We start from the raw sequence: 23,252 nt of genomic DNA, 5'->3' as shown, positions 1-23,252 counted from the left end.
ATGCTCAACCCCGGGGCCGCGAGCCTCACCGAGATCTCAACGGCCTGCGGCTTCTACGACCAGGCCCACCTCAACCGCGAGTTCCGCGCCATCGCCGGCACCACCCCCGGCCAGATGATGGCCGCCCGCCGAGTGGAAGGCGCCTTGGCCGTCCCCACGAGGTCAAATTCGTCCAAGACCCGCCCACCCACCCCCCGATAACGTCCCGATTCGTACAACCGATGGCCGGTCGGATGGCACGGGGGACTGTCCGGCCGGCCGCGTGGGCGTGTCCGGGGAGGCGGGGGACACGGAGGACACAGAGGCGTTGAGGACACGGGGAACGTCGCATCGCTCTCCCCGACGATCATCACCTAGAGCTGGCGGGGGTCCTGGCCGAGGATGACCGGGTCTTCGGCTCGCAGCCGAAACGCTGCGTACACGCCCAGGCTCGTGCGTGCCGCGACGTAGTACTCATCGCGCTTCTCCTGAAACTGTCCGAACGCCTGCGTCCAGTCCTCCGCCGTGCCAGGGCGCATGTCACGAACGAGCTGCTCCAGGACCCACGCATGACGCTGCAGGGCCCTTGCTGCCGAGATGGTCTCGGCGTCTCCCATGAGGAGGACAGCTTCGAAGGCGTACCCACGCTCCAGTTCGGCGTCGGCCAAGCGCTCCAAACCGACGTCCTGGGCGAGCGGTTGGGGCAGGTCGAAGAGCCCTTTGCCTGCTGCCAGGCGGCCGGCCACCGACGTGAACCTCTTGATGGCGTCGGCGTATCGGAGGTATGCCTCCAAGCGGCGTTCGTCCCACCTCGTCGAGAGTTGGCGACGCCACCGCGACCTCTCCATCAACGCTCCACCGATGTAGGAAGCAGCTGCGCCGACGAGCACGCCGATCAAGGTGAACAGCTCTCCTGACATGTCCCCCTGCCACTCAGATAGACGCTGGGGGAGACAGTACTGACCAAGTGCCGCCTCGAACAGATCGTTCCGCACCGGTCCGTCGCTCTCCTCAAGGAGGATGAGAGGGGTGGGGATCCACGGCTTTCGGCATAGTCCCGAGGTGGCTCCCGGGGACCTTTGTGCCCACCCCTCTTGACCGCGGACCTCGAAGGTTCTCTGACCGGTCTCCATCCACCGGGGAAACTAACAAGCGGCACTGACACCGGCCTCGTCCCGGCACTCCGCCGCAGGTCAACAGGCCCCTGTGGATTATTTTCGACCGGCCACGACGAGGCGTTGCCGCCCCCGCACGGTGCCTTCGGTGGCGGGTCCCGGCCTGGAAGAGGACGCTGGATGCAGGGGTGCGTGCGTGATGGAGAGGCGGCCCCATGGCTGAGACCGGTACAGATCACAAGGCGCATACGCCGTTCTTCTCGCGGCCCGGTGTTCGGCGGCTCGTGCCGTTCGTTCTGATCAGTGCGATCGCTCTGGTCTTCATCTTCGAGAACCGTCAGAGCGTCGAGATCCGCCTCCTGATACCGGAGGTGACCATGCCACTGTGGGGTGCCCTCCTGATCGCCTGGGGCCTCGGGATGCTTGCCTGTGCCCTCACTCTGCGCCGACGCCGGAACCGGCATTCACGACGGACGCGGTAGGGGCTGCGTCGACGGCTTCCATGCCGACACCCGCCGTCAGCCCTCAGCTCACGGCTCACGGCTCACGGCTCACGGCTCACGGCTCGACCAAAACCTTCAGCGCCTCTCGGTCCGCCATCGCGCGGTAACCCTCCGGTACGCCGTCCATGTCGACCGTGCGGTCGAAGACGCGGCCCGGCTCGATGTGGCCCTCCAGTACGTCGGGGAGGAGTTCCTCGATGTACGCGCGGGCCGGGGCCATCCCGCCGGTGAGGGTGAGGTTGCTTGCGAACTCCGGGAAGCCGAAGGGGACTTCGGGGTACTGGGGTGCGCCGACCCGGCTGATCGTGCCGCCCGCTCGGACCGCGCCGACCGACATGTGCAGGGCGGGCAGTGTGCCGACGCACTCCAGGACGGTGTGGGTGCCGTCGCCGCCGGTCAGTTCCCGTACGCGCTCGATGCCCTCCTCGCCGCGTTCTGCGACGACGTCGGTGGCGCCGAAGTCGCGGCCCAGGTCGGTGCGGCCCTTGTGCCTGCCCATCAGGATGATCCGCTCCGCGCCGAGCCGCCTCGCGGCCAGCACGGCACACAGGCCCACCGCTCCGTCGCCGACGACCGTGACGGTCGTACGGGGGCCGACCCCGGCGGTGACCGCACAGTGGTGGCCGGTGCAGAACACGTCGGACAGGGTGAGCAGGGACGGCAGCAGGGCCGAGTCCTCGGCCACCGGCAGCTTGACCAGCGTGCCCTGGGCCTGCGGGACGCGTACCGCCTCGCCCTGGCCGCCGTCCACGTCCTGCGAGGCCCAGAAGCCGCCGTGCCGGCAGGAGGTCTGCAGGCCCTCTGCGCAGAAGTCGCAGGTGTTGTCCGACCAGACGAAGGGGGCGACGACCAGGTCACCCCGCTTCAGGCCGGACACGTCGGAGCCGAGTTCCTCGACGATGCCGAGGAACTCGTGGCCGATGCGGTCCCCGTGCTCGGTGGCCTCCCGCGACCCGTACGGCCACAGGTCGCTGCCGCAGATACAGGAGCGCAGCACCCGGACGACCGCGTCGGTGGGCCGGTGGATCCTCGGGTCGGGGACGTTCTCGACGCGGATGTCGCCGGCGCCGTAGATCAGTGTTGCTCGCATGAGTACTTCCGATCGGGTGTCTTGGTTCGGCGGTGCCGCTCTTCCGTGCCCAGGCACCCGTCCGCGCTTCGGGCCTCGCCCCTGCCTGCGCCTCGTCCATGCTTGGGCCTCGTTCCGACCATGTCCTTCTGGCAGGTGATCGCGCTCATCGCACTGGGCCGACCGGCGTAGCGGCGGGGCGACGACCATGGGTTCGCGAAACTTTCTCGGATCCGTGACAACCTCCCGGGCCGCCCGGTCCGTAAGTACGGCATGAAGCACTTCTCACCGCGCGCCGCTGCGGTGCCGGGCGGAGGGGGCCTGTGATCCGGACGCCGGACGAACAGGACGTCTCCGACACCGGCGGCGCGGTCGAAGTCGGGCTCGACTTCGACGAGTTCGCGCGCAGCCGCCAGGCGCAACTGCGCCGTACGGCGTATCTGCTGTGCGGTGATTGGCACCTGGCCGAGGACCTGACGCAGACGGCGCTCGCGAAGCTCTACGCGGCGTGGCGCCGGGTGCGGCTGGACAGTCCCGACGGCTACGCCCGCAAGGTGCTGTTCCGGACCTTCGTGGACGAGACCCGGCGGCGGCGCTGGTGGGAGCGGCCGAGAGCGTACGAGTTCGACATCGCGGCACCGGCGCGGGACCCGGAGCTCCGGCTGACGCTGCTGGCCGCGCTGCGGCAGGTGCCCGCGCGCAGCCGGGCGGTGCTGGTGCTGCGGTTCTGGGAGGACCAGAGCGTGGAGGCGACCGCGGCGGCGCTGGGGTGCAGTGTCGGCACGGTGAAGAGCCAGACCTCCCGGGGACTGGCCGCACTGCGCCGGATCCTGGGCGACACGCCACTGGCGCCGTCGCCACCCGGAAGCGGTGGCGGAAGCGGTGGCCGTGGCGGTAGCAGTGGCGGTGGCGGTGCAGGTATGGACTCGGGCAGCGGATATCTGAGGGCGGGGTGGTGAGCATGGCTGGGGAGTCCGGCGCCGGCGGGCGCGGGAACAGGAACGGGAACGGGAACGGAAGCGAGGACGCGTACGAGTTCGCCCTCGTCGACGCGTTGGGCAGGCTGAGTCCTGACGCGGAGCCGCCGATGCCGGATCTGGTGCCGGGCGCGACCGTGCGCGGCAGGCGGATCCGCCGTCGGCGCCGGATCGGGGTGGCGCTGAGCGCCGTGGCGGCGGTCGCCGCCGTGATCGTCGGCGGGTCCGTCGTGATCCCGTCGCCGGTGGAACGTGCGCCCGCGCCGCCGGCCGCGGAGCCGTCGGTCTGGTACCCCTCGCTGGGGCTGCTGCGGTCGGTCGTCACGGCGAAGTCCGGCACGGTCGAGCCGGCGGATCCGAAGCGTCCGGACGGGGAGCGGCGCTACTTCCGCTGGGTCGACGCGTCCGGTCGTCCGAGCTATCTGTACGTGTCGGTCGAGCGATCCGCGACCGGTCAGTCCCTGCTCCCGTCGGGCTCGGTGGGGTGCCGGGACGGTGTCGGCCGCACACTCACGACCCCATGGGGCGGCCGGCTGACGAAGTGCCACGTCGTCCCCAGGAAAGAGGGAGACAACCTGCTGGAGTACTACGTGCCCCAGCAGGAGCTGCCCGAACCGAAGAGCGACGAGAGCGACGACTACGCGATGGGCGTCGCCTACGTGACCTCGGGCGGATGGACCGTGCAGGCGATCGCGAGCGAGTCCGGCGAGAACCGCAGGCGCGGCCAGGAGTACTCGGATTCGGTCCGCCAGACGCTGTACCGGCTGGCCACCGACCCCCGGCTCTTCGACGCCGTCAAGGAGACCGGCGGCTGACAGGTCCGTAACCGACAGGCAAGAACACAACCAGACCCGGCAAGAACACAACCCGACCCGAATGGAGAGGTGTCATGGGCATGCCCAAAAACACCCTGCGCAGTTCCCTGATCACGGCCCTCGCGGTCGGCATGCTCCCCCTGCTGGCCGCCTGCGGCGGCGGTTCGGGCGACGAGGACGGCAAGAACAGCGGGAGTTCCGCGGCGGGCGGCGGCACGAAGAACGTCGACGGTGCCGTGCAGCTCAACATCCCGGAGGGCGTGAACGCCGAAGCCAAGAAGGAGTACGTCCGGGAGAACGCCATCGCGGCCTGTATGAAGAAGGAGGGGTTCACCTACTCACCGCACGTGGCGACGGCACCCTCGGCCGACGTCAACTCCGACGGTGACGGCGAGGACTACGCGGCGGCGAAGAAGTACCGCCAGAAGTACGGCTTCGGGACCTACGCGGCGGCGGCCTACCCCGACGACCCGAACGTCCCCTTCAGCAACGCGGGCGGCAAGGTCGGCGGAAAGACCCTCGACCCCGTGGACGACGACACCAAGGGACTGACCCCGGCACAGCTGAAGGCGTACGAGGACGCGCTGTACGGTCCCGCGGCCAAGAGCAAGGGAGAGGAGAAGGACGCCGGCTGCACCCTTGAGGGGAACACCGCGGCGTACGGGCCTCCGTTGAGCGCCGCGGCGGAGAAGAAGAAGCAGAACGCCAGGACCGAGGAGAACCGCCAGAACGGGCTGGCGCTCAACGGCGACACCCAACTGGTGCAGCTCGCCCAGCAGTACGCCACCTGTCTGAAGGCGCAGGGCATCCCGGTCTCCACCACCCAGCCGACCGGCATGGCCTACATGGTGCGGATCGACCTCGCCGGCAAGCTCCCGGAGGAAAGGAGCGAGTGGACCAAGGAGCAGGCGATGCCGCTGCTCACCGCGGACATCGACATCGCTCTGAAGGACCTGGAGTGCGGCAAGAAGTTCCGCGCCGCGTACTTCCCCAAGGAGAAGGCCAACCCGTACTGGGGTGACGGCGCGTGAAGCGGCTCGGCAGCCGCCGACAGCTGGGCGCCCTGGTCGGCGCGGTGGTGCTGGTCGGCGCCGGGGGCTGGTTCGCCGGTACGCAAGTGCGCTCGCCCGCCGACGCCGCCGCCTCGCACAACGCGCCGAAGGCCGGCCCGGTGACCGTGGAGGCGGAGCGGCGGTCGCTCACCGCGACCGTGGTGGCGACCGGGACGGTGGCGTTCACCTCGCCCCGACCGCTCTCGCTGGCCGGCTCGGTCGGCACCGGGGCGGTCACGAGCCCGGCCGGCGAGGGCTCGGAGCAGCGGGTCACCAAGGCACCGGTCGCGGGTACGAAGGTCAAGGAGGGCGACGTACTGATGACGGTCAACGGCCGCCCGGTGCTCGCGCTCGCCGGACCCGTACCGATGTACCGCGCGATGGGCCCCGGAGCCACCGGCGACGACGTGAAGCAGCTCCAGAAGGCGTTGCGGCGGCTCGGGTTCGACCCCGGGTCGGCCGGCGGCACGTTCGGCCAGGCCACGGCCACGGCGGTCACCAACTGGTACCGGAACAAGGGGTACGAGGCCCAGCAGCCGAGCGCGGAGGACCAGCAGCAACTGGGCCAGCTCCAGCAGGCGGTGTCCAGCGCGCAGGAGGCGCTGCTCACGACGCGGAGCGGGAGCGCGGGCGACGGCTCCGGCACCGGAGCGGGGACAGGGACGGGCGGGAAGGCGAGCACCGGTACGGAGACTGGTTCGGGCACCGGCACTGGTGCCGAGACCGGTGACGAGGCGAGCGCGGGGACTCGTACGGACGCGCAGTCCAGCACCGACCGGCAGGTCCAGGCGATACAGCTCAGGTCCGCGCAGAAGTCCCTGGACATGGCGAACAACGCCCTCAGCAGCTTCCAGGCCACCTACGGGACGAAGGTCCCGGCCGGCGAGGTCGTCTTCTTCCCCGAGCTGCCCGTACGGCTGGACAAGGTGACCGTGAAGACCGGCGACGCGCCCTCGGGCCCGGTCGGCACCGTGACCGGCTCCGAACTGCTCGTGGAGGCGGCCGTGCCGGGTGAGGACGCCGAGCTGCTGAGGCGCGGTATGCCCGTCGAGGTGACGACGACGGGCGGGGAGAAGGTGAAGGGCAAGGTGGAGGCGATCGGTTCCGCCGCCGCGTCGTCCGGTACGACGGGCGGCGACGGCGAGGCGGCCACCGGGGCGACGTCGGAGGGCGGCGGCACGGGAGCCGCCGACGCGTCCGACGGCGCCGCCGACACCGACACCGCCGGCACGTCCGGTACGGACGGCGCCTCCGGGACGAGCGGGCCGGGTCCGGTCCAGCTGCGGATCTCCATCCCTGATCCCGGCCCGCTGGCAGGGCAGGCCGAGGCCTCGGTGAAGGTGACCATCGAGGTCGGCGCCTCGGACGGCAAGGTGCTGACGGTGCCGCTCGCCGCGATCCGTACCTCGGCCGACGGAAAGGCCCGGGTGCAGGTCGAGCGCGACGGCGGGGTGCGCGACGTCTCCGTGACCGTCGGGCTCTCCGCGGCCGGACTCGTAGAGGTGAAGCCGACCGGCGGCGCACTCGAGCAGGGCGACAAGGTGGTGGTGGGCAAGTGACTCCCAACCCCTTCTACGGCCCCGGCCCCTCCCTTGCCTCCTGCGATGCCCCCGACTCGCCCAATGCGGCCGACTCGTCCGATGCCGTCGACTCGTCCGATGCCTCCGCCGTCATCGAACTCACCGACGTGCGGCGGACCTTCGACTCCGAGCCGCCCGTGCACGCACTGCGCCGGGTGAGTCTGACCGTGCGGCGCGGGGAGCACCTGGCCATCGTCGGGCCGTCCGGCTCCGGCAAGTCGACGCTGCTCAACACCCTCGGCCTGCTGGACCGGCCCACTTCGGGCTCGTACCGGCTGGACGGGGTGGAGACCACCGGGCTCGGCGACCTCGAACGGACCGCGCTGCGCGGCAGCCGGATCGGGTTCGTGTTCCAGGCCTTCCATCTGCTGCCGTACCGGACGGTGGACGAGAACGTGATGCTGGCGGAGGCCTATCGCAGGCCGCGCCCCGGTCGTGGGCGCGGCACCCGGCTCGCCCGGGCCCGTGAGGCGCTGGAGCGGGTGGGGCTGGGTCACCGTTCGGGTTTCCGGCCCGACCGGTTGTCCGGCGGCGAGCGCCAACGGGTCGCCATCGCACGGGCGTTGCTCGGTGATCCGGCGCTGCTGCTCTGCGACGAGCCGACCGGCAACCTGGACAGCGAGAACACGGTCTCTGTGCTGGAACTCTTCGAGGAGTTGTGCGCCCAGGGCGTGACCCTGGTCGTCATCACCCACGACGAGGCGGTCAGCCGCCGGGCCGGCCGCCGCGTCCGGATCACCGACGGGCGCCTCGCCGAGGAGACCGGGTGACACGCGCAGGGGCAGGGAGAAGGTGGTCGACCGGGCCGGCGCGGGTCGAGCGGCCCTGGCTGGACCCGCGGGACCTGTGGACGGAAGCCCTGGCCGGCGTTCTCGCCCGGCCGGTGCGGTCCGCGCTGACCACGCTCGGCACGGTGCTCGGGATCACCACGCTCGTCATCACGATCGGCGTGGCCTCCACCGCGGGCAACCAGATCGTCGGCCGGTTCGACGCGCTCACCGCGACCTCGGTGACCGTGACGGTGCCGCGGACTCTTCCCGGCCAGGACGACACCGGCCCCCTGGTGGACTGGTCGGGAACCGGCGCGGTCAGGCGGCTGGCCGGTGTGGAGTCGGTCGCGGCCGTGGCCGACTCCGCCACGACCAACAGTGTCCAGGTGCGGTCCAACGACGTGACCGCGCCCGGCGACACCTCCGGCCAGACCCTCGGCGTGGTCGCCGCCTCGGCCGGTCTGCCGGACGCCGTACGGGGTGCGATGACCGCCGGGCGGTTCTTCGACACGGGTGACATCGCCCGGCGCGACCAGGTGGCGGTGCTCGGCGACCAGGCGGCGGAACTTCTCGGCATCCGGCGGGTGGAGGACGCCCCGGCGATCTTCTTCCGGGGCCAGTCGTACACCGTCATCGGCATCCTCGGCGGCATCAGGCGCGAACGGCAGCTGTCCACGGCGGTGCTGCTCCCGCCCACGACCGCCGCGGACCGGCTCGGTCTGCGCGACGTCACGCGCGTACTGGTCAACACCTCGCTCGGCGCCGCCCGGCAGGTGGCGCGCCAGGCGCCGATCGCCCTGGCGCCCGGGCACGAGGACGCGCTCACCGTCGTGGCGCCGCCTGATCTGTCCAAGTCCCGCGACGGCGTCCAGAACGACGTCAACGGTCTCTTCCTCGTCCTCGGTCTGGTCTCGCTCGTGGTGGGCGCGATCGGTATCGCCAATGTGACCCTGGTGACGGTGATGGAGCGGGTCGGGGAGATCGGGCTGCGACGGGCGCTGGGCGCGTCACGGCGGCAGGTCGCGGCCCAGTTCCTCCTGGAGTCGACGACCATCGGCCTGCTGGGCGGCGTCATCGGGGCGTCCCTGGGCATCGCCGTCGTGGTGTGCGTCGCCGTCGTCAAGGACTGGACCCCGGTCCTCGACCTGCGGCTCGCCCTCGGCGCCCCGCTCGCCGGAGCCCTGGTCGGCCTGCTCGCCGGCCTCTACCCGTCCCTGCGCGCCGCCCGTATGGAACCGGCCGACGCCCTCCGCGCACCGTCGTAGCCCCGCGCCGGGCCGAGTCACCGTGGAGGCGGCCTCACGGCCCTTGAGGCCCGACACGGGTCAGCCCAGTTTCCGGCAGTACAGCGCGTCCGGAGTCCGTGCCGAGCCGACGCGGCCCGTGTAGGCGATTCCGGCCGCGTACTCGTCGGTCGCGCACTGGCCCTTGTAGTGGCCGCTCGCGAAGTCGCCGCCCTTGGGGTTCTGGCCCCTGTCGTCGCCGCGGTCGAACCAGAGCGTGCGGCCGGCCGTGCCGAGTCTCCCCGCCGGGGCCGCCGCGCACAGGGCCGCCGAGACGGCGGAGCCGCGGACGCTGTAGCCGGTGAGGAACTGGCCGTCGGGGCACTGGAGTTTGGTGTATCCGGAGGCCCAGTCGCCGCCGGGAGTAACGTGGCGCTCGTCCCTGACCACCTCGTGTCCGCCCGCCGGGGCCCACAGGGAACCGGCGGTCACGTCCGAGCACAGGCCCCGGTTGCCCGTGTGGCTGAGGCCGAGGAGGCGCTGTCCGTCGGGGCAGGCGGCCTTGCGGGCGCCGGAGTCCCAGTCGGGGAGCGCACGCATGCGCCGCGAGGCGACGAAGTCGCCGTGGTCCGGGCTGAGCATCGACCACTCCGTCACGGGGGCGACCTGGCCCGTACGGCCGGAAGCCCGGACGAGCCGGGTCCACGCCGCGGCCCGCCAGTCGTCACCGTCGTACACGCCCATGCGGCCACCCGACGAGTCCCAGTGCAGGAGGGCCCAGCCGTTGCCCCTGCGGTTCTCGTGCCACCCGACGAGCGGCCAGTACGCGAAGTCGGCGTCGGTACGGATCAGTTGGTCGACGAAGTTCTCGAACCAGGCACGCTGCTTGGCGCCCGTCTCCTCGCGACCGCCGACGCCGAACTCGCTGATCCAGACGGGTGCCGTGAAGTGCTGGTCCTGTTCCGCGGTGACGTAGAACGCCTGACGGTTCAGTACGGCGGTCAGTTCGGCGGGGCTGAAGTCGCGGTAGCGGGGGTCGGTCGTCTCGCCCGTCCCCGTGGCACCGCTGTGGTTCGGGCCCGTGTAGTCGTAGAAGTGGGCGGAGTACACGAGCTTGCCGGAGTCGACGAGGGTGTGCGAGAGCCGGCGTACGGGCTCCAGGGTGGGGCGTTCGTGTGCGAAGCCGTCGATGGGGATGCCGGTCCAGTTGATGCCCTCGACGATGATGAGGAGGTCCGCGTTGGCCTCCGTCAGGATGCGGTCGCCGACGCGCTGGGAGGCGGCGAACCAGTCGTGGTCGTCGCCGAGGCCCCAGTTGGGGTCGTCCCAGATGTTGCGGCGGACCTCGTTGTAGAGGTCGGCGCCGACGACACGCTTGTTGTCCTTGTAGCGGCGGGCCATGAAGAGCCAGTCGTCCTCCCAGGCCGCGGCCGAACGGCTCGCGTTCCAGCGTTCGTTGCCGTCGACCCCGCAGCACCAACGGGTCGTGTTGGTGTGGTTGTTGAGGATCACGGCGAGGCCCGCGGCGGTGAGTTCGCGTACCACCGCGTCGTAGACCTGGAGCGGGGTCAGGCCGCGCAGGGACGGGTTCGCGGCGACCGCGTCGTCCTTGACCGGCACGCCGTCGTGGACCATCTCGTTGGAGAACGGCAGCCGGATGCTGTTGATCCCGATCTCCTGGAAACCGGCGATGATCTCGGCCATGGGGGCCCGGTCCAGGCCGAGGGGTGTCCGGCCCGAGTTCTCCCCCGCGTGGTGGTTGGCGTCCTCGTCCACGCTTCCGGAACCGTTCCAAGTACCGCTGGCTCCATGCCAGTTGCCGGACCGCAGCTTGAATCGGTCGCCGTCCGCGTCGACGATCCAGCGACCCCGCGTACTGAGCGGCGCCGTCCAGTCCTCGGCGGCCGAAACGGGTTCGGAGCGGGGAGCACTCTCAGCGGCTGACTCCTGCGGGGCCGCGGCAGCCGGAACGGGCGTCAGAGGCGCCAGCAGGAGTGCGGCGGCCAGAGCCGCCCCGACGAAGGATCCGCGCACGGTCACCATCCAGAGGACGACACGCCATGGCAGCCTATGTCATGGCAGCGTCATCATGGGGGATGGGGCGGTATTGGTCCAGGCCTACGGGTCTGGTTCAGGCCTACGGGTTCGGCTGTCGGGCCCCGCAGGTCACAGCTCCGGCTCCACGCTCTGTTCCGCCCAGATCGTCTTGCCCGTGGGGGTGGGGCGGGTGCCCCAGCGCTGGGTCAGCTGGGCGACCAGGAGGAGACCTCGGCCGCCCTCGTCGTACGTGCGGGCGCGCCGCATGTGGGGTGCCGTGCTGCTGGCGTCCGAGACTTCGCAGATGAGGGTCCGGTCGTGGATGAGGCGCAGCTGGATGGGCGGCGTGGCGTGCCGGATGGCGTTGGTGACCAGTTCGCTGACGACCAGCTCGGTGACGAAGGCGGCGTCGGACAGACCCCAGTCCGCCAGCCGGCGCAGGGCGTTCTTGCGGACTTCGGAGACGGCGGACGGTTCCGGGGGCACGTCCCAGGCCGCGACCCGGTCGGCGTCGAGCGCCCGGGTGCGGGCGACGAGCAGGGCCACGTCGTCGGTGGGCCGCCGGGGAAGCACCGCTGCCAGGACCGAGTCGCACAGCGCGTCGAGGGAGGCCGCGGGAGCGGCGAGGGCGCGGCGCAGGCGTGAGGTGCCCTCGTCGAGGTCGCTGTCGCGGGACTCGATCAGGCCGTCGGTGTAGAGCGCGAGCAGACTTCCTTCCGGCAGTTCGATGTCGAGGGACTCGAAGGGCAGGCCGCCCAGACCCAGCGGAGGCCCCGCGGGCAGGTCGAGCAGCTCCACCGTGCCGTCCGGGCTCACCAGGGCCGGCGGGGGATGCCCGGCCCTGGCGAGGCAGCACCGGCGGGAGACGGGGTCGTACACGGCGTACAGACAGGTCGCTCCGACGTCCCCCCGGCTCTCCCCGTCGGCGGCGGATCTCCCCCGGGCTCTCGGCCTCGCCCGGTCAGGGGGGACGCCCACCGCCCCCTCGGCCTCGGTGGCGAGGCGGCCGACCAGGTCGTCGAGGTGGGTGAGCAGTTCGTCGGGAGGCAGATCGATGTCCGCGAGTGTGCGTACGGCGGTACGCAGCCTGCCCATGGTCGCCGAGGCGTGGATGCCGTGGCCCACGACGTCGCCCACGACCAGCGCCACCCTGGCTCCGGACAGCGGGATCACGTCGAACCAGTCCCCGCCCACACCGGCCCGGGCACCGGCCGGGAGGTAGCGGGAGGCGGCCTCGACCGCGGCCTGCTCGGGCAGGCCCTGCGGCAGCAGGCTGCGCTGCAGGGTGACGGCCGTGGCGCGTTCGCGGGTGTAGCGCAGGGCGTTGTCGATGCAGACCGCGGCCCGGGCCGCCAGTTCCTCGGCCAGTACGAGGTCGTCCTGCTCGAACGGGTCGGGGTGCCGGTGCCGGGCGAAGGCGACGACGCCCAGGGTGGTGCCGCGCGCCGACAGGGGGACGGTCATCGCCGAGTGAAAGCCGAACTCGCGGATCCGGGCGGACCGGCGCGGGTCCTCGGCCACCCAGTCGGCGATCGCCTCCTCGGTGACCCGGTGCAGCACGGCCCGTCCCGTTCGCAGGCTCTCCGCAGGTGGGGAGCCCTCCGGGTACGTGTCCACCTCGCCCAGGGCCACGACCGCCTCCGGGACGTCCGGAAACACGGACTCGTGGGCGATGCGCCGCAGCGCGAGGGAGTCGCCCGCCGCCAGAGGGCCCGGGGGCTGCTCGGGCGCGTCGTCGAGGGACGCCAGGAGGTCGACGCTGACGAAGTCGGCGAGGTCCGGGACCGCCACGTTCGCCAGCTCCTGGGCCGTCCGCGTCACGTCGAGCGTGCTGCCGATCCGGGTGCCGGCCCCCGCGATCAGCTGGAGCCGCTTCCGGGCCCAGTACTGCTCCGTCATGTCGTGCCCGGTGGTCGCCACGCCCAGGACTCGGCCGTCCGGGTCGGCCAGGCGGTAGAGGTGGACCGACCACGCGTGGTCACGGCCCTCGCCCGGGGCGAGCGCGCGGTTCTCCAGGTACTGGGTCTCGCCGGTCTCCAGGACCCGCCGCATCGCCCGCTCGACCTTCTCCGCCACCGGGTCGTCGAGCACGTCCGTCAGCCTGAGCCCGCGCAGGTCGTCGTCGCTCATGCCCAGCACGCCCCGCCCGGACTGCGTGGACCGGCGGAAGCGCAGATCCGTGTCGTACACGGAGGTCGAGCAGCACGGGGAGTCGAGAAAACCCCGTCTCACGAGCGCGTCGTCGTCGGTCCGGGCCTGCGCCGGCCCGGGCACCGCGGAGACGAGAACCCAGCCGCATACCTCGCCGTCAGGCGCCTCGTCCGTCGCCCCGTCGGGAGCTCGGTCCGGCGTTCCGTGGGTTGTTCCGTCCGGCGTTCCGTGGGCCGTTCCGTCCGGCACCCCGTCCCCTGCCCTGCCGGGTGTCCCGCCCGGTGTCCCGCCCGGCGCCCCTTCCCCTGTCCTGCCCGGTGTCCTGTGGTGTGCGAGGACTCTGGCCTCCACTCGATGGCCGTCAAGGTGCCGGAGAGCCAGCGTGCCGTTCCACCTCGGCAGCTCCGGCAGCTCCGAGAAGGGCGGGAGGGGCGGGAGATCGCCCGTACCGGGGTCCTCGGCGAGCAGTGAGGCCGCCGCCCGGCCGAGGATCTGCGCCGCCGAGTAGCCGAGGAGCCGTTCCGCACCGGCGTTCCAGCCGGTCACGACGCCGTGCTCGTCGACGGTGGCGCGCGCCGTGAGGGCCCCGCCCGCGCCGTCGGGGCGCGGACTCGATTCCTGGTCGTCGACGGCACGCCGCTCCATGACCGCTCATCTCGCTCTCGTTGCGCTCTCCACCTCGCGTGACTCTCAGCGCGTGGGCACGCTCGGCCTCGGTGCCCGAGACTCCATACCTCATACCCCTTTGGTCTGCCCTGTATTTTCACATTTCATCTTATTTACGCCAGTCGACGTACACCTCACGACCGGCCTCGCCCGGGCGGTGGCGACACCGCCCGGGCGAGGCCGGGTTCATGAACCAGAGGATCAGAGGGCTACAGGGTCGTGTTGTAGGCCCGTTCGATCGTCTGGACCAGAGTGTTTCCGGACCGGTCCGTCAGCTTGGCCCGGAGGGAGACGGAGCCCGCCTCGGCCGGGTGCTTCAGGGAAAGGTGCGTGCCGCCGACGGCCTTGGTGGGCTGCCAGGTGGTGCCTTCGTCGTACGAGACCTCGAAGGCGAGCTTCGCGGGTCGCTGTCCGGCCGCCGCGCCCTCGACGGTGAAGGGCACCTTGAACCGCTTGCCGGCCTTCGCCGTGCTGGACAGGGTCAGGTCGGGGGAGAAGCGGATCACCGACAGCGGGAGTGCGGTCGTGCTGTCCTCGGGGGTGGTGGCCGAGCGGAAGGTCCACTCCGTGCGGACACGGGTGCTGACCGGGTACACCGCGGGATCACGTGAGGCGTCCACGGTCAGTCTGTACGCGCTGTCCTTGGCCGGAACGGTGTACTCGGTGAGGTCGATCGGCGGGCCGTAGTCGTCGGGAATCTCCTTGCCGTCCGCCTGGAGCGAGCTGGTCACCGACGTGTAGTCGCTGAGGCCCCAGTGTCCGGCGCCGTCGCCGAACTGCGGCAGGAAGGCCCTGATGACGTTGCCGTACCGAATGATGCCGGGGAGTCCCCGCTCCGGTCCGAGGTCGCCCGCGGCGGGCAGGACCGGGCCGAAGACGCCGACGTTGAACCGCTCGGTGTAGCTGCGACCGGCCTGCCAGGTCCTCGGCATCCGCATCAGGAAGCTCTCCGAGACCCTGTCGCGGTCCTCGCCGAACATCTGCCAGGTGCGGAAGGACCACTTGACCTCGTTGTCGAGGACGTACTCCGTGGTGTTCAGCGGCAGGTCGGCGCGCAGGTCGTTGTAGCTGAGGATCAGATCCCCGTCGGGTGTGTGCGCGGACGCCTCGAACTGGACGCCCCTGCCCTCGACGGGCACGCCCACCTGGACGTCGACCTTGGCGAGCTGGTCCTGCTTGACGTCGGCGGTGAAGCCGTCCAGCCGGCCGGCGCGGTTCCAGGCCAGGTGGTAGGTGACCGGCCGGCCCGCGTCGTCCGTACGGGTCCAGTCGCCGGCGAACACGGCGGACATGTCGCCCGCGGACTCGTCGGGTCCGAGCTGCCCGAACCGCGTGCCCTGGAAGGTCGGTACCAGGAACTGGAGGTTGCCCGGGCTCAGTTCACCGCCCCGGTCGTAGGTGTAGACGACCGTGGCCTCGGTGTTCTTCGCCGCCGCGTCGGGCACGGTGATGTCCACCGGCTTCGCCTGCCGGGCGTCGACGACGACGGTGGTGTCCTTGTCCAGGTTCAGCATCGGCTGCACCAGCACGGCGTGCGTGGCGGCGTCGTACGCCGGGTGGATCACACCGCTCAGGGTGTAGACGCCCTTGGGAACCCGCACGGTGAGCTCGCCGTCCTGCTCGTCGGCGAGCTCGGCGTAGAAGTCGCTGTCGATGGAGCTGAGCTGGGTGGCGGCGTCGCCGATCGGCTCGCCGTTCTCGTCGAGGTGCTTGACCGTCAGGTCGTACGACTCGACCTCGCGCTCCACACCGACAGCGGTGCGCACCTGGACCTTTCCGTCGGCGGAAGTGGCCTGCACCGAGCCGCCGAAGGAGCCGTCGGCGCTGCCGGCGCGGGTGTCGGCGGTGACGTCGGCGGTCGCCGTACCACCCGCCGGGACGGTGACCTGCTGCGGCGACACGGCGAACATGCCCTGGTCGGCGGGCTTGCCTTCCACCGAGAGTGCGTCGACGGACAGGTCGAGGGTGACCGGCTCCGTACCGAGGTTGCGGTACGTCACCTGCTTGGTCGTCGGGGTGTCGTCGCCGTGCGGCCACTGCTGGAGACCGAAGTCGAGCGGCTGCTGCTCGGTGACGATGCTCTGGCCGATCGCCCGGACCAGGTCGGTGCGGCCGGTGCCCTGCTGGAAGGAGCTGTACGCGCCCGGCTTGGCCGAGCCCGTCAGGACCGCCTTGAGGCGCTCACCGGTCCAGTCGGGATGCTGCTGGGCGAGTACGGCGGCGGCACCCGCGACATGCGGGGCTGCCATGGAGGTGCCGCTGATGGTGAGGTAGCCGGGTATGTCGGAGGGGTACTGCTCCTCCAGGACGCTGCCGGCGGATGCGGCGGCAGTGATGTCGACACCGGGCGCGGTCAGGTCGGGCTTGACCCCGCCGTCGCCGACGCGCGGGCCCCGGCTGGAGAAGTCGGCGAGAGCGTCGGACTTGTCGACCGCGCCGACGGTGAGCGCGGCGTCCGCGCTGCCGGGCGAGCCGACCGTGCTCTCACCAGCCCTGCCCGAGTTTCCGGCCGAGATGACGAACAGGGCGTCCGACTCGGCGGAGAGCCGGTTGACCGTCTCCTCCAACGGGTCGATGCCGGGCATGTCCTCGCCACCGAGGCTCAGGTTGACGACCGCGGCCCCCTGGGCCACCGCCCACTCCATGCCCGCGACGATCTCGGAGTCGTAGCCGAAACCGTTGTCGCCGAGAACCTTGCCGTTCAGGATCTTCGCGCCGGGGGCGACGCCCTTGTACTTGCCGCCGTCCTTGGCGCCCGTGCCGGCCACGGTGGACGCCACGTGCGTGCCGTGGCCGACCTTGTCGCCGGTACCGGAGGCGGAGCCGGTGAAGTCCTGCTGGGCGCCCACCTGGCTCGCCAGGTCGGGGTGGGTCGTGTCGACGCCGGTGTCGAGGACGGCGACCTTGACGCCGGTGCCGTCGTAACCGGCGGCCCAGGCGGTCGGCGCGCCGATCTGCGGCACGCTCTTGTCGAGGTTCGCCTTGCGCCGCCCGTCGAGCCACAGCTTCTCCACGGCGGTGGAGGCGGTGAACTCCGTTGCTCCGTCGGCCTTTTCACCGGTGGCGGTCACGGCGTTCCAGAAGTCGGTGGCCCGCTTCTTCGCCGGGCGCATGGCCTTGCCGTTGACCACCGGAAGAGCCCGGCCGATCTTCGCCCCGGCCCCGGTGAAAGGGGTCATCGAGGGCGCCTTCTTGCCCCGGAAGGTGGCGATCAGGGGTACGTCGCCCCGCCCGGCGTCGTCGTACCCGTCCGCGACCAACTGGGTCACGTCGAACAGACGGGCATCCAACTTGCCCTGCGCCAGCAGCAGTTCGGCATCTCCGGGCACGACCCGGGTGTGTCCGTCGACCACCCGGACCGAGAACGGAACCCGCTCCCGGCCCTTTGCCCGCTCCACCCCGATGACCTTTCCGGCGCCGTCCAGCCGGACCCGGTCGCCGGTGACCAGCGTCACCGTCCGCACCTTCTGGGCCTTGCCGGGGCCGCTCGCGCCCTCGGCCACCACCCCGGAACGCCCGTCGGCCGGGTCCCCCACGGGCGCGGCCTGGGCCGTCCCGCCCGGGACACCGGCCAGCAGCAGGACGGTCGAAACCGCCCCTGCCGCCACGACGGAACGTAAGGGTCTCGCACGTAACTCCACCTGAACTCCTGACACTTGGACCATCGGACAGGAGTCGTCCCGCGACACCGGAAACCCGGCGCCTCACCCGTACGCCCAACGACTCGCCATAGAGACGGGGCGGGTTGTCATCGGGTTGTCAAGACATCCGATTTATTTCTGACGGATCGTCAGGGGTTGCCAGGGGGTGGGCGCAGCGGCTGGGCGCGGCCCGCCATCGGCCGCCGTGGTGGCTACTGGACAATGAGGGCATGAGCATCGTCAAGATCAACGTACTCACGGTTCCCGAAGAGCAGCGCGAGACGCTGGAGAAGCGGTTCGCGTCCCGTGCCGGGACGGTGGACAGCTCGGACGGGTTCGAGTGGTTCGAGCTGCTGCGTCCGGTGGAGGGCACCGACTCCTACCTCGTCTACACGCGCTGGCGCGCCGAGGAGGACTTCCAGAACTGGATGTCCGGCCGCGGCCAGGCCGCCCACCGCGACGGTGCCGCCGCCGGCGGCGAGCGGCCGAAGCCCGCCACGACGGACTCGACCCTGTGGACCTTCGAGGTGGTCCAGCAGGCGGCCCCCAAGCAGGGCTGACGCGGGCGAGGCCGCGGTTCAGGGCCGCTTGCGCGCGACAAGAGTCAGAACCGGCTGCGAGCCGCACGAGTCGGGACCGGCTGCGGGCCGCGCGGCTCAGGAACGGGTGCGGGCGCCGCGGCTCGGGTCCGGTCGCGGGTGGCCCGGTTCAGAACCGGCCGCAGGCGCCGCGAGTCAGGACTGGTCGCGGGCGCCGCGGTTCAGAGCCGGGTGCGAGCGGCCCGGCTCAGGGCCGGCCGCGCGCGCCGCAAGTCAGGGCCGTCCGCAGGCGCCGCGGCTCAGGGCCCGTCGCGGGCACCGCGGTTCAGAACCGGTCGCCGGCGGCCCGGCTCAGGACCGGCCGCAGGCGCCGCAAGTCAGGGCCGGCCGCAGGCGCCGCAAGTCAGGGCCGGCCGCAGGCGCCGCGGCTCAGGGCCCGTCGCGGGCACCGCAAGTCAGGGCCGGGTGCGGGCGGCCCTGACGAACGCGGTGATCAGGGCCGGTTGCGGGCAGCCCTGATGAACGCCGTGATGAGGGCGGGGTCCTTGATTCCCCGGCTTTGCTCCACGCCGCTGGACACGTCGACGCCCCAGGGAGAGGCGGCGTCGACGGCCGCGCGGACGTTGTCCGGGGTGAGGCCGCCGGCGAGGAGCCACTTTTCGTCTGGGGCGGCCAGGGGTTTGGTCGACCAGTCCCAGGCGATGCCGGAGCCGGGGACGGGGGCGTCGAGGAGGAGGATGTCCTCGCCCATGTCCCCGTGGCGCGGGGCGGGTTCGCCGAAGGCCGCGGCGCGGATCAGGGTCCAGCCGCCCGTCGCGAGGTCGTCGTAGTAGCCGCGGTCCTCGGGCCCGTGCAGCTGGACGGCCCGGATCCCCGAGTCGGTGGCCAGGGACCGTACGTCCCGCAGGGGCTCGTCGCGGAAGACACCGACCGTCAGGACGTTCTCCGGCACACGGGCGCACAGCCGCGCCGCCGTGGCCGCGTCGATGCGGCGCGGGCTGGCCGAGAAGACGAAGCCGATGGCGTCGGCACCCGCCTCGACGGCCGTGTCGACGTCCCGGTCGGTCTTCAGGCCACAGATCTTGATGAAGAGGGAGCTGCTCACCCCCTCAGCCTGCCGTATCCGGGGCCGGCCGCGCGGCACTGGGGCGCCGTCCCCGTACCGGGGCAGCCACCCCCGGTTGTGGAGATCCGGCCGAACGGCGGCGACATGATCCGCTTTTCTGGCCATTCCCCGTCCCCTTGAGCTAGAAATTCTCCGAACTCACATTGACCAGTGGGTTCTTGGTGTCACACCAGCCCGAGGGGAAGCACGCAGTGACAACGCACGATCATGTCCCGCCCGGCCGAGACGGCCGACCGACGCACCGGCCCAGACTCAAGTCCGGTTCCGGGGCGCGGAAAGGCCTCACCCGCCTGAGGATCACCGCAGCCGCCGTGACCGCACTCGTCGTCGCCGGGTCGGGGGCCCAGGCGACGGCCGCCCAGACGGACCCGACGACGAAGGCGACCGCCTCGACGGTCCCGCTGCCGGCCCCGCCGGTGCCGTCCCTCTCCTGGACCGACTGCCAGGGCGGCTTCGAATGCGCGAACGCCGACGTGCCGCTGGACTACCGGGCGCCGGAGGGCCGCAAGATCACCCTGGCGGTGATCCGCAAGAAGGCCGCCGACCAGACGAAGCGCAAGGGCACGCTCTTCATGCAGCCCGGCGGACCGGGCAACTCCGGCGTGGACTTCGTCCGCGGCAACTACGACGACCTGCCGGCCGCCCTGCGCGACTCGTTCGACGTCTTCGGATACGACGTACGAGGTGTCGCGCGCAGCTCGGCGCTCGAATGCTGGGACGACACGCGGTACACCAAGGCCGTCACCGACGCGAAGGGCGCCCCGGGCCCCGACGCCTTCGGCCCGGCCCTGCGCGAGGCCGCCGAGTTCAACCAGGCCTGCACGGACAAGTCGGCCGACCTGCTGCCGTTCGTCGGCACCGAGTACGTCGCCCGTGACATCGACCTGCTCCGCCAGGCCCTGGGCGAGGAGCAACTCACCTACTACGGCCGGTCGTTCGGCACGTACATCGGTACGGTCTATGCCGCGCTCTTCCCGAAGCGGGTGCGCGCCCTGGCGCTCGACGGGGCGTACGACCCGGTGCACTACGCCAACCAGCCGTACTCCTACGACAAGCCCCAGTACCTGGCCCTGGACGGCGCGATGAGCCGCTTCCTCGACTGGTGCAAGGCCGACCAGGCCACCTGCGGGTTCGGTGACGGCGACCCCCGGGCGGCGTTCGAGAAGCTCAAGCGCGACCTGGACGCCAACCCGGTGCCGACCGCGAGCGGCGGGCTGGCCAACGGCTACACCCTGGTCTACCGGCTGATGTTCAACATCAACGAGGGCAAGGTCATCTGGCCCGCGTTCGGTGAGGCCCTGCGCAAGGCCCAGCAGCGCGACAACACCTCGTTCCTGCTGCGTCCGCCGTCCCCGGGCAGCTTCGACTTCCTGGTCCCGAACGTGGTCGTCGAGTGCGTCGACAAGGACTACCCGCGCGACCAGGCCCTGCTGAAGCGGAACGTCACGGCCTACGCCAAGGCGGCACCGCTGCTCGGCCCCGCCATGGCCTTCGGCCCGCCGACGTACGACCACCAGCACGCCACGGCCTGCACCCAGTGGCCCGGCGAGCGCGTCAGCCGCTACGACGGCTCCTACCGTGCCAAGGGCTCCAAGCCGATCCTGGTCCTCGGCACCACCGGCGACCCGGACACCCCCTACCAGGACGCGGTGGCACTGTCCCGGCAGCTCGACAACGCCTCGCTGCTCACGTTCAAGGCGGAGGGCCACACCGCCTTCGGGCGGAGCGCCTGCGCGACGGACGCGGTCACGGGATACCTGGTCGACCTGCAGGTCCCGGCCAAGGGCGCGACCTGCGCGGACGAGACCCAGCCGCCGACCGTCACGCCCAAGGTGGCGCCGCCCGGCACCACGCTCGGCGAGCTCCGCAACGGCGTCAACGAGCGCCTCGACCGACTCGGCTCGCTGCGCTGACCCAGCCGCCGGAGCTACTCCGACCGACACCGATCGACGCCTGGGGCGTCGGGCCCTTCCCGGCCCGGCGCCCCAGGCGCGTCAATATCTGTGCCCGCGAAGTAAGAAATGAACACGACGCCCGATGAACATTCCTTCCTCGACAGGCAGAGCAGAATTATCCTCCGCACATGCCCGACCGCAGCGTGCTACTCTCGATCTCAGTTGCAGTTGTGGTTCCCGAAATCTTGAAGACGGGGCGATCATCACGCGACTCGGATTTCACAAGTTGTGGATTCCGACGCACCCCCGAAGGAGATTTGACATGGCTGCAGGCACCGTGAAGTGGTTCAACGCGGAAAAGGGCTTCGGCTTCATCGAGCAGGACGGCGGCGGCGCCGACGTCTTCGCCCACTACTCGAACATCGCCGCCCAGGGCTTCCGCGAGCTGCAGGAGGGCCAGAAGGTCACCTTCGACATCGCCCAGGGCCAGAAGGGCCCGACGGCCGAGAACATCGTTCCCGCCTGACGCTGACGCGTACTTCGCAGCTGGGGCCCGCACCTTGGGGTGCGGGCCCCAGCTCGCTGCTTTCCAGAAAACCTGTACCCACCCGCTCTTCGGGAATGCTCGGACCGACGCTCCGGTTGACATACTGCCGGACCCTCCCGAACGGAATACCCGGCCCCACCGCCGGAATATCGCCCCGCATCTCAGCGACGTATCCCGCGAGCATTCCCCGCCGATCCGATTCGGCCCCCCATTCTCTTCGGCTCGTTCTTGCAATTCTCTGCGCTGCTCATTTGCTGCGGGAATTCCTTGATACGTGCCTCATCAAGGAAGGTTCCGCATGAATCGCACACGCACGAACGACCGCTTCTCCCGCACCCGTTCGGGAGGATCCACCCGCACGGGCGGCTCGGGCTCCGGCAGGAGCGGCGGCTACTCCGGCGGCTCGGGCTCCGGCAGGAGCGGCGGCTACTCCGGTGGCTCGCGCCGCTCCGAGGGCTACGGCAGCCGTCAGCGGTCCGCGCCGCAGGGCGAGTTCGCACTGCCGGTGACGACCACCCCCGCACTGCCCGCCGTCGAGGCGTTCGCCGACCTCGACATGCCGGCGCAGCTGCTGGCCGCGCTCGGCCGGGAGGGCGTGACCGTGCCGTTCCCGATCCAGGCGGCGACCCTGCCGAACTCCCTCGCGGGCCGTGACGTACTGGGCCGTGGCCGCACCGGCTCCGGCAAGACCCTCGCGTTCGGTCTCGCGCTCCTCGCCCGTACGGCGGGTCTGCGCGCCGAGCCGAGGCAGCCGCTGGCCCTCGTCCTCGTACCCACCCGCGAGCTGGCGCAGCAGGTCACCGACGCGCTCACCCCGTACGCCCGTTCCGTGTCGCTGCGCCTCGCCACCGTGGTCGGCGGGATGCCGATCGGCCGGCAGGCCGGTGCGCTGCGCGCCGGGGCCGAGGTCGTCGTCGCCACGCCGGGCCGGCTCAAGGACCTCATCGAGCGCGGCGACTGCCGCCTCAACCAGGTCGCCATCACCGTCCTCGACGAGGCCGACCAGATGGCCGACATGGGCTTCATGCCCCAGGTCACCGAACTGCTCAACCAGGTACGGCCCGAGGGCCAGCGGATGCTGTTCTCGGCCACGCTCGACCGCAACGTCGACCTGCTGGTCCGCCGCTACCTCTCCGACCCGGTCGTCCACTCCGTCGACCCGTCCCAGGGCGCGGTCACCACGATGGAGCACCACGTCCTCCACGTGCACGGCGCGGACAAGCACCGGACGACCACCGAGATCGCGGCGCGCGAAGGCCGGGTCCTCATGTTCCTGGACACCAAGCACGCGGTGGACCGGCTGACCGAGCACCTGCTGAACAGCGGTGTCCGGGCCGCCGCCCTGCACGGCGGCAAGTCCCAGCCGCAGCGCACGCGGACGCTGACCCAGTTCAAGACCGGGCACGTCACGGTGCTGGTGGCGACCAACGTCGCGGCCCGCGGCATCCACGTCGACAACCTCGACCTGGTCGTCAACGTCGACCCGCCCAGCGACCACAAGGACTACCTGCACCGCGGCGGCCGTACGGCCCGCGCGGGCGAGTCCGGCAGCGTCGTCACGCTGGTG

Annotated in this window: 18 protein-coding genes; 12 read left to right on the top strand and 6 right to left on the bottom strand. The window is 71.3% G+C overall.

Translation table 11 applies throughout. The features are described from left to right. Positions 1-201 (top strand): helix-turn-helix domain-containing protein (locus tag AOK17_RS09490; RefSeq protein WP_055611910.1); only part of this gene is annotated, 201 nt, incomplete at its 5' end. A gap of 152 nt (positions 202-353) precedes the next feature. On the opposite strand, the gene AOK17_RS09485 is transcribed toward AOK17_RS09490, so the two are convergent. After that, complete coding sequence (locus AOK17_RS09485) at positions 354-974, bottom strand: hypothetical protein (RefSeq protein ID WP_055611909.1); 621 nt, start codon at positions 972-974, stop codon at positions 354-356. 335 nt (positions 975-1,309) lie between these two features. On the opposite strand from AOK17_RS09485, the gene AOK17_RS09480 reads away from it, so the two are divergent. Then, positions 1,310-1,576, top strand: coding sequence for a LapA family protein (locus tag AOK17_RS09480; protein WP_055611908.1), 267 nt, complete (start codon positions 1,310-1,312; stop codon positions 1,574-1,576). 76 nt (positions 1,577-1,652) lie between these two features. On the opposite strand, the gene AOK17_RS09475 is transcribed toward AOK17_RS09480, so the two are convergent. Next, entirely contained in the window at positions 1,653-2,687 is a 1,035-nt protein-coding gene (locus AOK17_RS09475) for a zinc-dependent alcohol dehydrogenase family protein (protein WP_055611907.1), read from the bottom strand. Between the two features lie 302 nt (positions 2,688-2,989). Between AOK17_RS09475 and AOK17_RS09470 the strand changes: the two genes are divergently transcribed. The 6 genes from AOK17_RS09470 to AOK17_RS09445 all read left to right on the top strand — a co-directional run bounded on the left by AOK17_RS09470 (position 2,990) and on the right by AOK17_RS09445 (position 9,125). Further along, on the top strand, positions 2,990-3,625 hold the full coding sequence (locus AOK17_RS09470) for a SigE family RNA polymerase sigma factor (protein WP_055611906.1): 636 nt from the start codon (positions 2,990-2,992) through the stop codon (positions 3,623-3,625). 2 nt (positions 3,626-3,627) lie between these two features. Then, entirely contained in the window at positions 3,628-4,458 is an 831-nt protein-coding gene (locus tag AOK17_RS09465; RefSeq protein WP_055611905.1) for a hypothetical protein, read from the top strand. Between the two features lie 74 nt (positions 4,459-4,532). Beyond that, on the top strand, positions 4,533-5,489 hold the full coding sequence (locus AOK17_RS09460; RefSeq protein ID WP_055611904.1) for a hypothetical protein: 957 nt from the start codon (positions 4,533-4,535) through the stop codon (positions 5,487-5,489). Beyond that, positions 5,486-7,069, top strand: a complete 1,584-nt coding sequence (locus AOK17_RS09455; protein ID WP_055611903.1) for a peptidoglycan-binding protein — start codon at positions 5,486-5,488, stop codon at positions 7,067-7,069. Before AOK17_RS09460 ends, AOK17_RS09455 begins: the two co-directional genes overlap by 4 nt. Before the next feature lie 113 nt (positions 7,070-7,182). Next, the gene (locus AOK17_RS09450) at positions 7,183-7,860 is read left to right on the top strand and encodes an ABC transporter ATP-binding protein (RefSeq protein WP_055611913.1); all 678 of its coding nucleotides are present in this window, start codon (positions 7,183-7,185) and stop codon (positions 7,858-7,860) included. Then, positions 7,857-9,125, top strand: a complete 1,269-nt coding sequence (locus tag AOK17_RS09445; protein ID WP_206190715.1) for an ABC transporter permease — start codon at positions 7,857-7,859, stop codon at positions 9,123-9,125. The genes AOK17_RS09450 and AOK17_RS09445 overlap by 4 nt, the downstream gene beginning before the upstream one ends. A 60-nt stretch (positions 9,126-9,185) precedes the next feature. Here the strand turns inward: AOK17_RS09445 and AOK17_RS09440 are convergent, their stop codons facing one another. The 3 genes from AOK17_RS09440 to AOK17_RS09430 form a co-directional block, all read right to left on the bottom strand. Next, on the bottom strand, positions 9,186-11,126 hold the full coding sequence (locus tag AOK17_RS09440) for a glycoside hydrolase family 5 protein (RefSeq protein WP_055611902.1): 1,941 nt from the start codon (positions 11,124-11,126) through the stop codon (positions 9,186-9,188). A gap of 123 nt (positions 11,127-11,249) precedes the next feature. Then, a complete protein-coding gene (locus tag AOK17_RS09435) occupies positions 11,250-13,916 on the bottom strand; it encodes a SpoIIE family protein phosphatase (protein WP_055611901.1) in 2,667 nt (888 codons plus the stop codon). A 230-nt stretch (positions 13,917-14,146) separates the two neighbouring features. Further along, a complete protein-coding gene (locus AOK17_RS09430; protein WP_079052902.1) occupies positions 14,147-17,602 on the bottom strand; it encodes a S8 family serine peptidase in 3,456 nt (1,151 codons plus the stop codon). Positions 17,603-17,808: 206 nt separating this feature from the next. Between AOK17_RS09430 and AOK17_RS09425 the strand changes: the two genes are divergently transcribed. Further along, positions 17,809-18,138, top strand: a complete 330-nt coding sequence (locus AOK17_RS09425; RefSeq protein WP_055611899.1) for an antibiotic biosynthesis monooxygenase family protein — start codon at positions 17,809-17,811, stop codon at positions 18,136-18,138. A gap of 472 nt (positions 18,139-18,610) precedes the next feature. Here AOK17_RS09425 and AOK17_RS09420 read toward each other — a convergent pair whose 3' ends face one another. Further along, positions 18,611-19,222: a phosphoribosylanthranilate isomerase gene (locus AOK17_RS09420; protein ID WP_055611898.1), complete on the bottom strand. Its 612-nt coding sequence runs from the start codon at positions 19,220-19,222 to the stop codon at positions 18,611-18,613. A gap of 332 nt (positions 19,223-19,554) precedes the next feature. On the opposite strand from AOK17_RS09420, the gene AOK17_RS09415 reads away from it, so the two are divergent. From AOK17_RS09415 to AOK17_RS09405, 3 genes are all read left to right on the top strand, one after another. Further along, the gene (locus AOK17_RS09415) at positions 19,555-21,156 is read left to right on the top strand and encodes an alpha/beta hydrolase (RefSeq protein ID WP_169801904.1); all 1,602 of its coding nucleotides are present in this window, start codon (positions 19,555-19,557) and stop codon (positions 21,154-21,156) included. Positions 21,157-21,460: 304 nt separating this feature from the next. Continuing rightward, positions 21,461-21,664 carry a cold-shock protein gene (locus AOK17_RS09410; protein ID WP_055611897.1) on the top strand — a complete coding sequence of 68 codons (204 nt, stop codon included), beginning with the start codon at positions 21,461-21,463 and terminating at the stop codon, positions 21,662-21,664. A 319-nt stretch (positions 21,665-21,983) separates the two neighbouring features. Beyond that, a partial coding sequence (locus AOK17_RS09405) for a DEAD/DEAH box helicase (protein WP_055611896.1) occupies positions 21,984-23,252 on the top strand: 1,269 nt, incomplete at its 3' end.

The sequence above is a fragment of the Streptomyces phaeochromogenes genome (assembly GCF_001418655.1).
Classification (GTDB): Bacteria; Actinomycetota; Actinomycetes; order Streptomycetales; family Streptomycetaceae; genus Streptomyces; species Streptomyces phaeochromogenes.
The sequence above is the reverse complement of the archived record's forward strand: the minus strand, read 5'-3'. Positions and strand labels throughout refer to the sequence as shown.

What these genes read in the sequence shown, in the direction of transcription:
- AOK17_RS09480 (WP_055611908.1), top strand. Translation starts at nt 1,310, where the DNA reads ATGGCTGAGACCGGTACAGATCACAAGGCGCATACGCCGTTCTTCTCG.
- AOK17_RS09475 (WP_055611907.1), bottom strand. Translation starts at nt 2,687, where the DNA reads ATGCGAGCAACACTGATCTACGGCGCCGGCGACATCCGCGTCGAGAAC.
- AOK17_RS09465 (WP_055611905.1), top strand. Translation starts at nt 3,628, where the DNA reads ATGGCTGGGGAGTCCGGCGCCGGCGGGCGCGGGAACAGGAACGGGAAC.
- AOK17_RS09460 (WP_055611904.1), top strand. Translation starts at nt 4,533, where the DNA reads ATGGGCATGCCCAAAAACACCCTGCGCAGTTCCCTGATCACGGCCCTC.
- AOK17_RS09440 (WP_055611902.1), bottom strand. Translation starts at nt 11,126, where the DNA reads ATGGTGACCGTGCGCGGATCCTTCGTCGGGGCGGCTCTGGCCGCCGCA.
- AOK17_RS09435 (WP_055611901.1), bottom strand. Translation starts at nt 13,916, where the DNA reads ATGGAGCGGCGTGCCGTCGACGACCAGGAATCGAGTCCGCGCCCCGAC.
- AOK17_RS09430 (WP_079052902.1), bottom strand. Translation starts at nt 17,602, where the DNA reads ATGGTCCAAGTGTCAGGAGTTCAGGTGGAGTTACGTGCGAGACCCTTA.
- AOK17_RS09425 (WP_055611899.1), top strand. Translation starts at nt 17,809, where the DNA reads ATGAGCATCGTCAAGATCAACGTACTCACGGTTCCCGAAGAGCAGCGC.
- AOK17_RS09410 (WP_055611897.1), top strand. Translation starts at nt 21,461, where the DNA reads ATGGCTGCAGGCACCGTGAAGTGGTTCAACGCGGAAAAGGGCTTCGGC.